The sequence below is a fragment of the Allofournierella massiliensis genome, assembly GCF_004345265.1.
Taxonomy (GTDB): domain Bacteria; phylum Bacillota; class Clostridia; order Oscillospirales; family Ruminococcaceae; genus Allofournierella; species Allofournierella massiliensis.
In genome coordinates, this window is record NZ_SLUM01000007.1 from 88,280 (window position 1) to 104,332 (window position 16,053).

Here is a 16,053-nt window from a genome sequence, read left to right on the forward strand (position 1 = left end):
AAATGCTGAATTACAACAAGGCGGATTTTCAGGCGTCCTATGGTTTATCCAGCCAGCTGCCAGACAGTGATCGGCCGGAGTTTGTGTTTTCCGGCCGATCCAATGTGGGAAAATCCAGCCTGATCAATAAGCTGTGCAACCGGAAGAATCTGGCGCGGGTGAGTGCTACCCCGGGCAAAACCGCCACCATCAATTTCTACACGGTGGATAATGCCTATTTTGTGGATTTGCCGGGGTATGGATATGCCAAGGTATCCAATGCCGATCGCCGTCGTTGGGATGAACTGATTAACAGCTACTTTGATGCAGAGCGTAACCGCATGCTGCTTGTACAGCTGCTGGACAGCCGCCATATGCCTTCCGCAGATGATATGCAGATGCTGGAGTACCTGCAATATCGCCAGATTCCCTTTGTGGTGGCTCTCACCAAGGCGGATAAGCTGAAGAAAAGTGAGATCGAGCCCACAAAGCAGCGGTTTGCGGAGCTTTGTGAAGGATATGGATGCAGTGCTGTTATCCTGACCAGCAGTGAGAAGGGAACCGGCATTCCGGAGTTGCAGGCTCTGTTTGAGCAATGCCTTCAGCAGGGGGAAACAGCGGATGGCGTATAATGAGTTTGCCTACTTCTATGATGAGCTGAATGGCGCGGCGGACTACGATGCGCTTTATCTGTATGTGAAAAGCCAGTTGGAGCAGAACGGCATTCATGATGGCATCGTAGTGGATTTGGGATGCGGTACCGGCGAATTGACGCTGATGCTTACCCAGGCAGGCTACGATATGATTGGTGTGGACCAGTCGGAAGAGATGTTAGCCGTTTTGCGGGAAAAAGCTGACGAGCTGGAGATTTCGGAACGGCTGCTTCTGTTGCGGCAGGATATTCTGCATCTGGATTTGTATGGCACCATTCGTGCAGCGATCTCCACCTTTGATACCTATAATCACATTGGCCCTCGGGAGAATTTTGAGAAGGCCATCGAAAAAGCAGCTTTTTTCATGGAAAAGGACGGCGTGTTCCTGTTTGATTTGAATACGCCCTACAAGCACCGGGAGATTCTTGCCGACAATGTGTTCGATCTGGAAGGGCCTGATGCCACCTGTTGCTGGACCAATCATTACGATGAGCAGGAGCAGGCGGTGAGCATCCGGATTAGAATTCATTATCTGGATACCGATGAACGCTTTGAAGAGAATTTTAAGGAATATACCTATCCGTTGGATTATGTGGAAGAGGTACTTCAGCGTTACGGCTTCCGCGTGGAAAAGGTATGTGATGGAGAAACGTTTGGCCCGCTTACAGAGGAGAGCCAGAGGTATATTATCACGGCAATCAAACAATATACACAAATGGAGAAATGATAGTTATGGGAAATATGATTCGCGGCATTTCGGAGAATGGCGGCGTGATCTTCTGCGGAGTTGATTCCACCAATCTGGTACGCACCATGGAGCAGATCCACAAAACCAGCGCAGTGACCAGCGCAGCATTGGGCCGTTTGCTGACAGCAGCATCCATCATGGGGATTATGCTGAAGAACAGTAAGGATTCCATCACTCTGCGAGTAAATGGCGGAGGCCCGGCGGGCACCGTTCTGGCAGTGGCAGACGGCATGGGCTGTGTAAAAGGTTATGTGGAACATCCTGTGGTGGAGATCCCTCTGCGCCCGGATGGAAAGCTGAATGTGGGCGGCGCAGTGGGCCGGGATGGTACTCTGAGCATTGTGCGTGATCTGGGCCTGAAAGAGCCTTATGTGGGGCAGATTCCACTGGTTTCCGGCGAGATTGCAGAGGATATTACCAGCTATTATGCAACCAGTGAGCAGATTCCTACGGTATGCGCACTGGGTGTTCTGGTGGATCCTGACCTGACTATTTCCTGCGCCGGTGGTTATCTGCTTCAGCTGCTGCCCGGTGCCACTGAGGAAGAAATCACCATGCTGGAAAAGAACATTGCAAATGTTCCCAGTGTGACCACTTTGCTGCAACAGGACAAAACCATGAAGGATATTATGGAAATGGTTATGCAGGGATTTGATCCACAGGTTCTGGACGAGTATGATGTGGAATACCGTTGCGATTGCACTGAGCAGCGTGTGGAACGCGCACTGATCAGCATGGGGCGCGCCGAACTGGAAAAGCTGGCTGCAGAGGAACCGGTAGTAGAGGTAAACTGTCAGTTCTGCGATAAGAAGTATCACGTGGATGTGAATAAGCTCCTGAAGAGTCTGGACTGATTCTCGGGTATTTGAAGGCCCCGCCGGGGACATAAACGCGGCCCGGCGGGGTAAAATAAAAATGTGAAAATATTTTTCAAAAACCTGTTGACAAAACAAGGAATCTGCGGTAAAATAAACAACGTCGCTGAGAGACAGCGACACAAAAACCACATCGTTAAGCGGCTTTAGCTCATCTGGTAGAGCGCCACCTTGCCAAGGTGGAGGTAGCGAGTTCGAGCCTCGTAAGCCGCTCCAACGTGGAAGTTTAGCTCAGCTGGGAGAGCATCTGCCTTACAAGCAGAGGGTCACAGGTTCGAGCCCTGTAACTTCCACCATGTGGCCCGGTAGTTCAGTTGGTTAGAACGCTAGCCTGTCACGCTAGAGGTCGTGGGTTCGAGCCCCATCCGGGTCGCCAATTTTTGCCTCTGTAGCTCAGTTGGTAGAGCAGGGGACTGAAAATCCCCGTGTCATTGGTTCGATTCCGATCGGAGGCACCATTTATAAGCGGCTTTAGCTCATCTGGTAGAGCGCCACCTTGCCAAGGTGGAGGTAGCGAGTTCGAGCCTCGTAAGCCGCTCCATTTTTTTTGGTGCTGTGGCCAAGTGGTAAGGCAAAGGTCTGCAAAACCTTCATTCACCAGTTCAAATCTGGTCAGCACCTCCAGGAGATCCCGGTTGCAGTTTGCAGCCGGGATTTTTTGTTAGTACATCTGTGCTTTTAACAAATAGCTATGCTATAATACCACTAGAAAAAGATCAGGGAGGGGTTGCCAATATGGAGCGCCGCGATAAAATTAACTACTATCTGGATCTTGCAGAGATCGTTCTGCAGCGGGGAACCTGCCTGCGTCGAAATTACGGCGCGGTAATCGTGAAAAACGATGAGGTAATCTCTACGGGCTATGTGGGAGCACCACGAGGAAGAAAAAACTGTACGGACTTGAATGTGTGTATTCGCCAGAAGCTGCAGATTCCCCGCGGCGAACGATACGAGATTTGTCGCAGTGTTCATGCGGAAGCCAATGCAATCATCAGCGCACCCCGCGATAAGATGCTGGGCAGTCAACTGTATCTGGTGGGCATTGATATGGCCACCAAAGACTATGTACAGAATGCCAACAGCTGCTCCATGTGTAAACGAATGATCATTAATGCAGGCATTGAGCGGGTATATATCCGGGACAGCAAGGATGAGTATCGCGCGATCGAGGTGCAGGAGTGGATCGATCAGGATGAATCCCTGGAAGGCGTATTCGGATATTAAGCAGAGAGGGAATACCGGCGAATGAAGGATGGAAAACTGAAATCCATTTATGTGTGCTCCAATTGTGGGGAAACCAGTCCCCGCTGGATGGGCCGCTGCCCCTCCTGCGGAGAATGGAATACCATGACCGAGGATGTGGTTATGGTAGAAAGCAAATCTACAGCAGCAAAACGAAGCGCCAGCACGGGAACCGGCCGTGTGCAGGGGCAAACTTCCCTTAAGGCGGATCGACTGGCGGATATCAGCACTGATGAGGAAAAAAGCCGTATTGTAACCGGTATCCATGAGCTGGATCGGGTTTTGGGCGGCGGTATCGTGCTGGGCAGTGTTGTACTGTTGGGCGGTGAACCCGGCGCGGGTAAATCCACACTGCTTTTGCAGTTGTGTGGCGCAATTTCCGGCAGCCACCATGTTTTGTATGTGACCGGTGAGGAATCCACCCGTCAGATCAAGCTGCGTGCAAACCGGCTTCGGGTAGCCCAGGAAAACATCAGTCTGGTGGCAGAAACTGAGATCGACGAGATTTGCGGTTTGATCGAACAGATGCGACCGGATCTGGTTGTGATCGACTCTATCCAGACGATGCACTGCTCGGACGTTTCTTCGTCGGCAGGCAGTGTATCCCAGGTGAAGGAATGTTCTGCCAGATTGCTGGCCGTAGCCAAAAGCTGCGAGATCCCCACATTCATTGTGGGGCATGTAAACAAGGATGGCGCAATTGCCGGCCCCAAAGTAATGGAACACATTGTGGACACTGTACTGTATTTTGAAGGGGATAAGACCCTTCCGTATCGAATCCTGCGTGGTGTAAAAAACCGCTATGGCTCTACCAATGAGATTGGCATGTTCGATATGACAGGAACCGGCCTGACGGAGATCGAGAACCCCTCTCAGCTGCTTCTGGATGGCCGTCCACTTGGAATCAGCGGAAACTGTGTTGCCTGTACCATGGAAGGCACCAGACCCATTCTGAGTGAGGTACAGGCCCTTGTGACGAAGAGCGGCTTTGGTACGCCGCGTCGTGCTGCCAGCGGGTTTGACTTCAATCGGACCAATCTGTTGCTTGCGGTGCTGGAAAAGCGGGCAGGCTACTTCTTTGCAAATCTGGACGTCTACATCAATATTGTGGGCGGATTGGATTTGAATGAAACGGCCTGTGATCTGGCGGTCTGCCTGGCGATGGCTTCAGCGCTGATGGATAAACCCATTGGAGACAAGACCATTGCCATTGGAGAAGTGGGTCTGGCTGGCGAAATCCGTAATGTGACGTTCTTGGAAAACCGGCTGCGGGAAGCGCAGCGAATCGGCTTCACGAAAGCCATTGTGCCGAAGCATAGCTTGAAGCAGCTGGAACTCAGCGAATTTTCGGATATGGAGCTGATCGGTGTTTCGTATATTCGAGATGCCATTCAGGCCATTAAGTAATAACAAAAAAGCTCAGCGGCGCTGGAATGCAGAAGTTGTGGTACCAGCGCCGCTGCATTAAAAAATCAGATGAGAAATTTGAAAAGGCAAAACCTCGGTATGAAATGAGGAATAGGAAGAAGGTATGGGGCAGGGGCCCTTCTATTTTGTTCCATATAGTATTTCGCTAAATGCAAATTTAGCGAAATAGAGGGGAGCGAAAAACAGAGGTTTCTTCTGATATGGCCTTTCTGAGCTGTCGGTATTCAAGTTGGTTCGTACAGCTCATCAGACTGATTGAGTACAAAAATCATTGATTTTATAAAAAACAAATTCAAATGTTTCTGTTATAATAATATAGTCAGTTTACTTTGGGATGTGATTATCTTATGAGCACTTACATCAATCCACTTCATCCGAATCGTCATGCACCGTATGATGATATTCCGCGGGATGTTCGGGATTTTTTGAATTATCTGGGCGCAATTCTGAACCGCTCGCCACGCACAGTTAACGGTTACTATATTGACCTGCGTACGTTCTTTCGCTTTATGGTTCAATATCGTGGATTGGCCCCAGATACCGCTTTTGACGAGATCAATACTTCCGGGCTGGATCTGGAATTTATTGGTTCGATTACTACGAGTGATATTTATGAATATCTGTATTTTCTGAAAAATGAACGGCTTAACGAGCCTGCAGCCCGTGCGCGTAAGCTCAGTGCCGTAAAAAGCCTGTACCGGTTCCTTACGGTTAAAGCAAACCGGTTGAGCAATGATCCGGCGAAGGATGTATCTGTTCCTACGACCAAACGGGCTTTACCCAAGTATTTGTCGCTGGAAGAAAGTATGGAATTGTTAAAAAATATACAAAGTGACTTTTATGAACGGGATTACTGTATCATCACACTTTTTCTGAATTGCGGGATGCGTCTGGTTGAGCTTGTAGGCATCAATATGACGGACTTCAAGGAAGATACGATCCGAATTGTCGGCAAAGGCAATAAAGAGCGGCTGGTATACCTGAATCAGGCCTGTATCCATGCACTGGAGCGGTATTGTGAAGCCCGGGCAAAATTAATGAATTTGCAGGATAAGGATGCACTTTTTGTATCTCGCAGAACTGGAAAACGCATCGGTGCACGGCGTGTGGAACAGATTGTAGAGCGTTGCCTGAAGCTGGCGGGCCTTTCCGGGAAAGGGTATTCTCCCCATAAGCTGCGTCATACCGCTGCCACATTGATGTACCGTCACGGTAATGTGGATATGCTGGAGCTGAAGGAGATTCTGGGCCACGAGCATGTTTCCACCACCGAGATCTACACACACATCAACACGGAAAAGCTGCGCACAGCGGCCAGTTCGACTCCCCTGTCCCGTGTGGAATTTACCCAGAAAAGGGATGTGCCCATGCCGCAGGAAGATTTTGAGATGGAGGCGGAAGCGCCGGAAGTGCCGGAGCTGTTCGAAGATTTGGAGGATGAACTGTCAAGCCGGAAATAATCCTGCAAAAAGGACGGAGCATATACAGGAAAGAATACAGGGCAGCAAAGCAGCGCAACAGCAAAGCAGTAGTCTGCTTAAAACGCGTTTGCTTTCTATCAAGGGTCGTGTGCCTCGATTGTGGATACATACGGCCAAAAGCTCACGAGAAAGGCGCCACGCGGCAACGCTTTGACTGAGCATTAGAAACAGTCCCAGAAGTTGTGGAAAAAAGAAAAGCAGCAGTGCCATGCCGGCCCCCCTTGCAAGCCCATATTCCAGATACAGACAGGCGGTAAAAAATCCGACGCCAATTCCCTTCAACAGAATGAGTGCGGGCAGCAGTGCAATACCAAAAACGCAGAAGCCAGCCAGAGCGGTCAGTATCAGCTGTGTAAGCAATGCCAGGAATTGCGCGCAAAAGATCTGAGAAAGCTGGTGCTCCAGGTGTCGTGTGATTTGCAGATTTACATAATACTGAGCATATTCCCACAGCCAGCCCTTTATGGCAGGTCGCCAGACAGCCCCTAAAAGTATGCCGGTCAGATAAAGCGATGCCCCAAGTACAAAGGTCCCAAACTGTTTTTTGGGACGAATCGTACGTTGAGAAGGTGAAGCTTTTCCTACTGCTGTTACCGGACTGTGGAAGCTGGGCGGAAAAGCGTTTTCTGAAGGCGATGATTTTGAAGATGGGTGTGCAGATGGATTGGTGCTGAAGGTAAAGTGCGGGTTCTGATCCATGGATTTGGATGCCGATTCATTTCGATACGTCCACATAAACTTGTCCCTCTTTGTTGTTTCTTTTGTTTTATTCTATTCAGATAATCCAATAAAAAGAACCAGAGCTTTTGCCCTGGCTCTTTTTATCAGCGTGAAACACGCATATTTCGTTTTGCCCGCTCGCTGGAAAGCAGGCCGATATACCCGCCCAATGCGCCGGCCAACCCGTAACATACGCATTTGATAGCAGCAAACGCAGTATACTCATAGCTTCCGCTCAGCATTGCAGCAAGAAGAAAAATCAAAAAGAAAAACAGTCCGCAGCACAGCCCACAAAACAGGCCGTTCTGCCCGATCCGCCGGGCTAAGATATAGCCGCTGACAAGGCACCCTGCCATGACAGCACCGGCAGACATGGGAATTGCCCACCAGGCGGATGGATGTGCAGAAACAATCAATTTGGCGAGCATACACAGCATAGCTGTACAGATGATTCCCCCGGCTCCTGCAGCAAAAAGAATGGAGAATAATAATTGCTTCCCGGAATGCTCCGATGACGTTCGTTTTTGCATACAAAAACACCCCCTGCATCATATCTATGCAGAGGGTGTTTTGATATGCTTACTTATTTGGAAGAGGTCTGAGCGCCTTCCATGTTCAGCTTCTCGATGGACTGGATTGCCGCACGTCGGAAACGGATCTTGGTGCGGTCGCTGCCGGTCTCCAGAACGAAGGTGTCCTCTTTGATGGCCACTACGCGACCAACGATACCGCCAATGGTGGTTACTTCGTCGCCAATTTCCAGCGAGTTGCGCATCTCGGTTTCCTTCTGCTGCTGCTTCTTCTGGGGCCGGTAAATGAACAGCCACATGAACAGCACCATGACCAGGATCATGATAAAGGGGCTATAAAAAGAAAGTGCGTCGGTGGAAGTGCTCAAAAGATTCAGTGCCATGTGTTGTAAACTCCTCTCGAATTCGATCGAATAAATTTATTATAGCGGATTGTTGCCGGATATGCAAGAGCGCACATCTGAAGTTTTGATCAAATACGGGTATCCAGCAGCGTTACATAACGGTCGTGGAATTCCTGGAAGTTGCCCTCGTCCAAAGCCTGCCGAATGCGTTCCATCAGGCGGTTGTAGAAGTACAGATTGTGCATTACGCCGAGACGCATGCCCAGCATCTCATCCGCCTTAAAGAGATGGCGCAGATATGCACGGCTGAAATTGCGGCACACAGGGCAATCGCATTCCGGATCGATAGGGCCTTCGTCCTTCTGGTATTTCAGGTTCTTGATATTGATGATACCGCTCCAGGTATTCAGATGGCCGTGGCGGGCGTTGCGGCTGGGCATGACGCAGTCAAACAGATCAACACCACGGGAAACGGCTTCGATAATGTTGCCGGGAGTGCCAACACCCATCAGGTAACGAATCTTGTCCTTGGGCATATGGGGCTCTACTGCAGAGATGATCCGATACATATCCTCTGCCGGCTCGCCCACTGCAAGGCCACCAATGGCATAGCCATCCAGATCCAGTTCTGCAATCTGTTTCATGTGCTCCACACGCAGATCCTCATAGGTGCAGCCCTGGTTGATACCGAACAGCATCTGATCAGGATTAACGGCAAGGCCTTCCCGCTTCAGGCGTTCCATTTCCGCCTTGCAGCGCTTGAGCCAGCGCACGGTTCGGTCGCAACTGGCCTTGGAGTATTTGTACTCCGCCGGGTTTTCCACGCATTCGTCAAAGGCCATTGCGATGGTGGAACCAAGATTGGCCTGGATCTGCATGCTTTCTTCCGGTCCCATGAAGATCTTATGACCATCCAGATGAGAGTTGAAGGTAACGCCTTCCTCAGTGATTTTGCGCAGCTTGGAGAGGCTGAACACCTGGAATCCGCCACTGTCGGTGAGAATCGGGCCTTCCCAGCGGGTAAACTTGTGCAGACCGCCCATTTCAGCTACCAGCTTGTCACCGGGACGCAGGTGCAGATGGTAGGTATTGCACAGCATAACCTGGCAATGAATGTCTTTCAAATCGAACGCGCTCAGACCACCTTTGATGGCGGCCGCTGTGGCCACATTCATGAACGCAGGGGTCTGAACGGTGCCGTGAACGGTTTCAAATTCGCCCCGCCGGGCGTTGTGTTCGGTTTTCAGCAAGCGATAGGGCATAAACCGAGCTCCTTTCTGAGTATACTATACAATCAAAGAATCAGCATGGCATCGCCAAAGCTGAAAAAGCGGTAACGCTGTTCCACGGCGGTTTTGTAAGCTGCCATGGTTTTTTCGTACCCGTAGAAGGCGCTGACCAGCATGATCAGGGTGCTTTCCGGCAGATGGAAATTGGTGATCAGGCCATCCAGACACAGGAATTTGCAGCCGGGATACAAAAAGATGCTGGTATCGCCGCTGCAGGCCTGGATTTTACCGTATTTGGCAGCCACCGATTCCAGTGTACGGCAGCTGGTGGTACCAACGGCAATAACCCGATGACCTGCTTCCTTGGTCTCGTTGATCAGCCGGGCGGTTTCCTCGCTTACGCTGTACCATTCCGAGTGCATCAGATGATCTTCGATTTCATCTTCCTTCACCGGGCGGAAGGTGCCAAGACCGACATGCAGGGTAACCTCAGTGATTTTGATGCCCTTGTCCTGCAGGCGCTGCATCAGTTCCGGAGTAAAGTGCAGGCCGGCAGTGGGAGCAGCTGCACTGCCCAACTCCTTAGCGTACACGGTCTGATACTGACTCTGATCCTCCAGCTGTTTGGTGATATAGGGAGGAAGCGGCATCTTGCCGAACTCGTCCAGCTTTTCATAAAGGGTCTGGGTGTTGTACTCGAAGGACACCAGCTTGTTGCCGTCCTCTTTGGTTTCCTGAATGGTCGCAATCAGTGAACCATCGCCAAACAGAATGCGCATACCGGGCTTCAACCGTTTGCCGGGGCGTGCCAGGCACTCCCAAACGTCATTGCTTTCCTGATGCAGTAAAAGCAATTCACACACAGCACCGGTATGTTCCTTCTGTCCGATCAGTCGGGCGGGCAGAACCTTGGAATTGTTCACTACCAGCAGGTCGCCGGGCTCAAGCAGATCCACCAGATCCCGGAAAACACGGTGCTGGATCTGATCGTTGGAACGATCGAGGCACATCAGCCGTGCGGCATCGCGGGGGCTGCAGGGTTCCTGCGCAATCAGTTCCTGCGGCAGGTCGAACCAGAAATCTTTTTTCAGCATAGAAATAATGCATCTCCTTACATTGACATTACCTGCCGGCAATGCTATATTTAAAACAAAGCACAGAACCGCTGTGCATGTGTTATGCAATCTAATTTATTATATTGCATACGTTGCCGGTTTTCAAGCCGGTTTTTTTTTATATCTGGCGATATTGCCCGGATATATCCCCACAGGGGGCCGGCATAAACATGAAAATGCCGGGAGGGAAACGGAAAGGATGATGTAAGCAATGAAAAAGTATCAAGTTGGTGTAGTAGGCGCTACCGGAATGGTCGGCCAGCGATTTGTTTCCTTATTGGAAAATCATCCTTGGTTTGAGCTGGTGGTTGTGGCTGCTTCTCCCCGCTCTGCGGGAAAAACCTATGCGGAAGCGGTTGGAGCCCGGTGGGCGATGCCCACGCCCATGCCGCAGGATGCTGCAAAGCTGATTGTGATGGATGCTTCCCATGTGGAAGAAGTTGCCCAAAAGGTAGATTTCGTATTCTGCGCAGTGGACATGAAAAAGGATGAGATCAAGGCTCTGGAAGAGGCTTACGCCAAGGCGGAGTGTCCGGTGATCTCCAACAACAGTGCCAACCGCTTTACCGATGATGTTCCCATGATCGTGCCGGAAATCAATGCGGATCATGCGCAGATCATTGAAGCGCAGCGCCGCCGTTTGGGAACTACCCGCGGATTCATTGCCGTGAAATCCAACTGCTCTCTGCAGAGCTATGTTCCTGCACTCCATCCCCTGCGTGAGGAGTTTGGGCTCAAGAACGTGCTGGTTTGCACCTATCAGGCGATTTCCGGTGCGGGCAAGACCTTTGAAACCTGGCCGGAAATGGTGGATAACTGTATCCCCTACATCGGCGGTGAGGAGGAAAAGAGCGAGCAGGAGCCGCTGAAGCTGTGGGGCCATATCGAGGGCGATCACATCGTAAAAGCTGCCTCCCCTGCCATTACCGCGCAATGCCTGCGCATTCCTGTGTCTGACGGACACATGGCTGCAGTATTCATGAGTTTTGAGAAGAAACCCACCAAGGAGCAGATTCTGGAACGGTGGGCTGCATTCCAGGGCGAAGCTCAGCGTCTGCAGCTCCCCAGCGCACCCAAGCAGTTCCTGCACTATTTCGAAGAAAATGACCGTCCGCAGACCAAGCTGGATCGTAATCTGGAGAACGGCATGGCGGTATCCATCGGTCGTCTGCGTGAAGACACCCAATACGATTACAAGTTTGTCTGCCTTTCCCACAACACCCTGCGTGGCGCTGCCGGTGGCGGCGTACTGCTGGCAGAGCTGCTGGCAGCGAAGGGCTACCTGGACTGATTTGAACCACCGGATTGATTTGAACCAAAGGAGATGACAGCAATGAAAGAGCTTATTTTCACCGGAAGTGCAGTTGCCATGATCACCCCTATGTGCGATGATGGCTCTGTAAATTTTGCGGAATTGAAGAAGATGGCGGAATTTCAGGTGGAAAGCGGCACGGACGCGCTGGTCGTGTGTGGAACCACAGGTGAATCTGCAACGCTGGAGGATGATGAGCATCTGGAGTGTATCCGTTGTGTTGTGGAAGCGGTACAGGGACGTGTACCGGTAATCGCCGGAACCGGATCCAACAACACTGCCCATGCGGTGATGATGTCCAAGGAAGCTGCTGCCCTGGGTGCGGATGCACTGTTGCTGGTCACCCCCTATTACAACAAAACCAGTCAGGCCGGACTCGTAAAGAGCTTTTTCACCATTGCGGATTCCACAAATCTGCCGGCTATCATCTACAATGTGCCTTCCCGCACCGGAGTAAATATTCAGCCGGAGACGGCGCTGGAGCTTTCCCGCCATCCCATGATCCGAGGGCTCAAAGAGGCCAGCGGAAACATCTCTCAGGTGGTTCGAATTGCTGCCCTGTGCGGGGATGAGCTGCCGCTTTATTCCGGCAACGACGATCAGGTGGTTCCCCTGCTTTCGGTTGGCGGCAAAGGTGTGATTTCGGTGGTGGGCAATGTGGCCCCCGCGCAGATGCACCAGATGTGTCAGCTGTGGTTCGATGGTAAAACCAAAGAAAGTGCAGCAATGCAGCTGGAGCTCAGTGAGCTGTGTGGTGCAATGTTCTGTGATGTGAATCCGGTTCCTGTAAAGGCTGCAATGAATATGCTGGGTTGGGACGCCGGCGAGTGCAGATTGCCGCTGGTTGAGCCCAGTGAAGCAAATCAGGCACGGATTGAAACAGCGCTGCGAAATGCAGGTCTGCTCTGATCTTGCTGGAATAAAAAACGACGGATAAAATTTCTGCCCGGCGGCTGGCCGCAGAAGCAACGGCGTGAGCTGTTTGCCGCACCTGCGCGTCAGCGTCGGGCTTTTTTACAAAGGGGAGTACGAAAAATGACGGATATTATCATTCAGGGCATCAATGGACGGATGGGAAAGGTGCTGTGTGAGCTGATTGCACAGCGGGAGGATTGCCGCATTGTGGGTGGTGTGGATGTGTCTGCGCAGAGCGGGCCGATTCCTGTGGCGGCCAGTCTGGAAGAGCTGAATGCAAAAGCGGATGTGATCATCGACTTCTCTACCACTGAGGCTACGAAATCTATGCTGCGCTATTGCCAGAGCACTGGTACTGCCTGCGTGGTATGCACGACCGGGTTGGACGAAGAATGTGAACAACTGATTCACCAGACGGCGGAAAAGGCTCCGGTTTTCAAGAGTGCCAATATGTCTATGGGAATCAACCTGCTGGCAGAGCTGGCGCAGAAGGCAGCGCAGGTTCTGGGAATGGACTACGACATTGAAATCATTGAAAAGCATCATCACAATAAGGTGGATGCACCCAGCGGGACTGCCCTGCTTCTGGCCGATGAGATCAATGAGGCCACGGGAAACCGGTATCATTATGTTTATGATCGTCATTCTGTACGGCAGAAGCGGGACCCTCATGAGTTGGGGCTGCATGCAATTCGCGGTGGCAGCATTGTGGGCGATCATGATGTTCTGTTCTGCGGTCCGGACGAAGTGATTACCCTTTCTCACAGTGCGGGATCCCGTGCGGTATTCGCCAACGGCGCAATTAATGCAGCCATCTTCCTGACAGGGTATGAAAAAGGTCTCTACAACATGAAGGATCTGATGCGGTCTCTGCTGTGAGGTTATTATGAAACGAACGATTGCTGCTGCCCTGATGGCATTTTCTGTATGCTGCCTGATCGTTTGTGCGGTTTGTTTCTTTCGGGACAGCACAGAAACGAGCCCTGTTTTTGCACAGTCCACATCGGAGCAGAAGGCGGAACCGGAAGAGGAAACCCTTCCCTCCCCCACTACGGGACCGCAGATTACGACACTTCGATTTTCTGCCACAGGAGATAATCTGATTCATAACGGAATCTATGAACAGGCAAAACGGCGGGCAGAGCAAAATGGGACTGGCGGGTACGATTTTTCCTACTGTTATGACCAGGTGCGGCAGTTTTATAGTGATTTCGACATCAACTGGATTAATCAGGAAACGCTTGTAAGTGATACGCTGGAGCCCAGTACCTATCCGTGCTTTTCCACGCCCGGCGATATGGGGCGTCAGTTGTATAAGCTGGGCTTCCGTGCGTTCAATCTTTCCAATAACCACACCTACGATAAAGGAACACAGGGGTTACAGGCTACCATGGATTTCTGGTCCTCTATGCCGGAGGATGTGATTACTGCCGGTCTGTATACAGAAGATTCCACTTCTCCTGTGATTCAGACAGTGAACGGAGTGCGAATCGCTTATCTGGGGTTTACCGAGCACACCAATGGAATCAAAACACCTTCTGATGCACCGTCGCATGTGATCTATACCAGTGAACTGGATGTGATGCAGCAGATGTTGGAGCAGGCGCGCAGCGATGCAGATCTGGTGGTGGTAAGTGTGCACTGGGGTGTGGAAGGAAGCCATTCCGTGACACAGGCACAGCGCAATCTGGCCCAGAAAATGGCTGACTGGGGTGCAGATGTAATCATCGGTACGCACCCTCATGTGGTACAGACCGCCCAGTGGCTTACAGCAGCAGACGGACGACAGGCGTTCGTTGCCTATTCCCTGGGGAATTTTTTGAATGCACAGTCTACAGCGGATACAATGATCGGAATGATCCTTACTTTTACCATCGAAAAAACAACTCAGCCGGATGGCACCAGCAGCACTGTAATTCGTGATCCCCTGTTCTACCCAACGGTCAATCACTACGATGCGAATTATGCCAACATCCGCATATATCTTCTGAAAGATTACTCCGATGAGTTGGCTGCCGCCCACGGAGTACGCGGTAATTTTCCGGGATTTAGCCTGAGCTACATCACATCGATGCTTCAGGAAAATGTGGATCCGGAATTTCTGGCTTTGCCGAAAGAAACTGTATAATCAAATACCCCCGCCGAAACGATGAGTCGTTTTGGCGGGGGTATTATTTTATAAAAGTGGCGTCAGGCTCACAGCTGAACCTTATGGTAGGTCTTTTTGCCTTTCTTGATCACAACGCCGTTTGCGAGCTGCTCGGCGGTGATGGGCATGGTGGGATCGGTGACCTTTTCGCCGTCCAGCAGAATACCGCCCTGCTGGATCAGCTGACGGGCTTCGCGCTTGCTGGGAACCAGCTTGGCAGTCATCATCAGATCCAGAATGCCAATGCGGCCGTCCTGCAGCTGGTCAGCGGTCAGAGTGGTGCTGGGCATGTTGGCCATGTCAGCAGCGCCGCTGAACAGACCGCGGGCGGTCTCCTGTGCCTTGCCAGCTTCTTCCTCGCTGTGAACCAGCTTGGTCAGCTCAAAGGCAAGCAGCTCCTTCGCCTTGTTCAGCTGGCTGCCTTCCCAATCAGACATGGCGTCGATCTCTTCCAGAGGCACGTCGGTCAGCATACGCAGGCACTTGAGGACATCGGCGTCATCCACATTGCGCCAGTACTGGTAGAACTCGTAGGGGCTGGTCTTTTCGGGGTCCAGCCACACAGCGCCCTTCTGGGTTTTGCCCATCTTCTTACCCTCAGAGGTGAGCAGCAGGGTGATGGTCATGGCATAGGCATCCTTGCCCAGCTTACGGCGGATCAGCTCGGTGCCGCCCAGCATGTTGGACCACTGGTCATCGCCGCCGCACTGCAGATTACAGCCCAGTTCCTGGAACATGTGGTAGAAGTCGTAGGACTGCATGATCATGTAGTTGAATTCCAGGAAGGACAGACCCTTTTCCATGCGCTGCTTGTAGCATTCTGCACGCAGCATGTTGTTGACGGAGAAGCAGGGGCCCACTTCGCGCAGCAGCTCAATGTAGTTCAGCTTCATCAGCCAGTCAGCGTTGTTCAGCATCAGAGCCTTGCCGTCCGAGAAGTCGATGAACTTGCTCATCTGCTTTTTGAAGCACTCACAGTTATGCTGAATGGTTTCGGTGGTCATCATGCTGCGCATGTCGGTGCGGCCGGAAGGGTCGCCAACCATGGCAGTGCCACCGCCGATCAGAGCAATGGGGCGGTTGCCGGCGCGCTGCATCCGGCGCATCAGATTCAGGGCCATGAAGTGACCAACATGCAGAGAATCGGCGGTGGGGTCAAAGCCGATGTAAAAAGTGGCCTTGCCATTGTTGATCAGATCCTTGATCTCTTCCTCGTCGGTTACCTGGGCAACCAGGCCACGGGCAACCAGTTCATCGTACAAAGTCATTGCGTGTTCTCCTCCTGTGTTTTGCGGCAAAAGGCATAGAAAAAGCCCTCTGCCAAACTTGAATT

The 16,053-nt window shown here is 51.6% G+C and carries 16 protein-coding genes and 6 tRNA genes; 16 read left to right on the top strand and 6 right to left on the bottom strand.

Annotated features, from left to right (window positions below):
• Window positions 1-5 precede the first annotated feature (5 nt).
• The 12 genes from yihA to EDD77_RS05530 all read left to right on the top strand — a co-directional run bounded on the left by yihA (window position 6) and on the right by EDD77_RS05530 (window position 6,385).
• Window positions 6-611, top strand: a complete 606-nt coding sequence (gene yihA / locus EDD77_RS05475; protein ID WP_058963083.1) for a ribosome biogenesis GTP-binding protein YihA/YsxC — start codon at window positions 6-8, stop codon at window positions 609-611.
• Entirely contained in the window at window positions 601-1,359 is a 759-nt protein-coding gene (locus EDD77_RS05480; protein ID WP_058962965.1) for a class I SAM-dependent DNA methyltransferase, read from the top strand. The genes yihA and EDD77_RS05480 overlap by 11 nt, the downstream gene beginning before the upstream one ends.
• A gap of 5 nt (window positions 1,360-1,364) precedes the next feature.
• The gene (hslO, locus tag EDD77_RS05485; protein ID WP_058962966.1) at window positions 1,365-2,234 is read left to right on the top strand and encodes an Hsp33 family molecular chaperone HslO; all 870 of its coding nucleotides are present in this window, start codon (window positions 1,365-1,367) and stop codon (window positions 2,232-2,234) included.
• Window positions 2,235-2,395: 161 nt separating this feature from the next.
• Window positions 2,396-2,471 (top strand) — tRNA-Gly (locus EDD77_RS05490).
• A gap of 4 nt (window positions 2,472-2,475) precedes the next feature.
• A tRNA-Val gene (locus EDD77_RS05495) sits at window positions 2,476-2,551 on the top strand.
• Between the two features lie 3 nt (window positions 2,552-2,554).
• Window positions 2,555-2,631: transfer RNA gene (locus tag EDD77_RS05500), tRNA-Asp, on the top strand.
• A 6-nt stretch (window positions 2,632-2,637) separates the two neighbouring features.
• Window positions 2,638-2,713: transfer RNA gene (locus EDD77_RS05505), tRNA-Phe, on the top strand.
• Between the two features lie 7 nt (window positions 2,714-2,720).
• Window positions 2,721-2,796: transfer RNA gene (locus tag EDD77_RS05510), tRNA-Gly, on the top strand.
• 8 nt (window positions 2,797-2,804) lie between these two features.
• Window positions 2,805-2,879: transfer RNA gene (locus EDD77_RS05515), tRNA-Cys, on the top strand.
• Window positions 2,880-2,990: 111 nt separating this feature from the next.
• Window positions 2,991-3,479: a deoxycytidylate deaminase gene (locus EDD77_RS05520; protein ID WP_058962967.1), complete on the top strand. Its 489-nt coding sequence runs from the start codon at window positions 2,991-2,993 to the stop codon at window positions 3,477-3,479.
• Window positions 3,480-3,500: 21 nt separating this feature from the next.
• Window positions 3,501-4,904 carry a DNA repair protein RadA gene (radA, locus tag EDD77_RS05525; RefSeq protein WP_077138465.1) on the top strand — a complete coding sequence of 468 codons (1,404 nt, stop codon included), beginning with the start codon at window positions 3,501-3,503 and terminating at the stop codon, window positions 4,902-4,904.
• Window positions 4,905-5,272: 368 nt separating this feature from the next.
• A complete protein-coding gene (locus EDD77_RS05530) occupies window positions 5,273-6,385 on the top strand; it encodes a tyrosine recombinase XerC (protein WP_077138466.1) in 1,113 nt (370 codons plus the stop codon).
• Here the strand turns inward: EDD77_RS05530 and EDD77_RS05535 are convergent.
• The 5 genes from EDD77_RS05535 to queA form a co-directional block, all read right to left on the bottom strand.
• Entirely contained in the window at window positions 6,371-7,141 is a 771-nt protein-coding gene (locus EDD77_RS05535; RefSeq protein ID WP_132587335.1) for a hypothetical protein, read from the bottom strand. The genes EDD77_RS05530 and EDD77_RS05535 overlap by 15 nt on opposite strands.
• Before the next feature lie 89 nt (window positions 7,142-7,230).
• Entirely contained in the window at window positions 7,231-7,656 is a 426-nt protein-coding gene (locus EDD77_RS05540; RefSeq protein WP_077138467.1) for a TIGR04086 family membrane protein, read from the bottom strand.
• Window positions 7,657-7,709: 53 nt separating this feature from the next.
• A complete protein-coding gene (gene yajC, locus EDD77_RS05545; RefSeq protein ID WP_058962970.1) occupies window positions 7,710-8,039 on the bottom strand; it encodes a preprotein translocase subunit YajC in 330 nt (109 codons plus the stop codon).
• 89 nt (window positions 8,040-8,128) lie between these two features.
• Entirely contained in the window at window positions 8,129-9,262 is a 1,134-nt protein-coding gene (tgt, locus tag EDD77_RS05550; protein WP_058962971.1) for a tRNA guanosine(34) transglycosylase Tgt, read from the bottom strand.
• Between the two features lie 32 nt (window positions 9,263-9,294).
• Window positions 9,295-10,323, bottom strand: a complete 1,029-nt coding sequence (gene queA, locus EDD77_RS05555) for a tRNA preQ1(34) S-adenosylmethionine ribosyltransferase-isomerase QueA (protein WP_058962972.1) — start codon at window positions 10,321-10,323, stop codon at window positions 9,295-9,297.
• A gap of 232 nt (window positions 10,324-10,555) precedes the next feature.
• Between queA and asd the strand changes: the two genes are divergently transcribed.
• From asd to EDD77_RS05575, 4 genes are all read left to right on the top strand, one after another.
• Entirely contained in the window at window positions 10,556-11,635 is a 1,080-nt protein-coding gene (asd, locus tag EDD77_RS05560) for an aspartate-semialdehyde dehydrogenase (protein WP_058962973.1), read from the top strand.
• Between the two features lie 42 nt (window positions 11,636-11,677).
• Complete coding sequence (dapA, locus tag EDD77_RS05565; protein WP_058962974.1) at window positions 11,678-12,565, top strand: 4-hydroxy-tetrahydrodipicolinate synthase; 888 nt, start codon at window positions 11,678-11,680, stop codon at window positions 12,563-12,565.
• 126 nt (window positions 12,566-12,691) lie between these two features.
• Complete coding sequence (gene dapB / locus EDD77_RS05570; protein ID WP_058962975.1) at window positions 12,692-13,450, top strand: 4-hydroxy-tetrahydrodipicolinate reductase; 759 nt, start codon at window positions 12,692-12,694, stop codon at window positions 13,448-13,450.
• A gap of 7 nt (window positions 13,451-13,457) precedes the next feature.
• The gene (locus EDD77_RS05575; protein WP_058962976.1) at window positions 13,458-14,699 is read left to right on the top strand and encodes a CapA family protein; all 1,242 of its coding nucleotides are present in this window, start codon (window positions 13,458-13,460) and stop codon (window positions 14,697-14,699) included.
• A 68-nt stretch (window positions 14,700-14,767) separates the two neighbouring features.
• On the opposite strand, the gene tyrS is transcribed toward EDD77_RS05575, so the two are convergent.
• Window positions 14,768-15,988 (bottom strand): tyrosine--tRNA ligase, encoded by a 1,221-nt coding sequence (tyrS, locus tag EDD77_RS05580; RefSeq protein ID WP_058962977.1) that lies wholly within the window; start codon window positions 15,986-15,988, stop codon window positions 14,768-14,770.
• Window positions 15,989-16,053 lie beyond the last annotated feature (65 nt).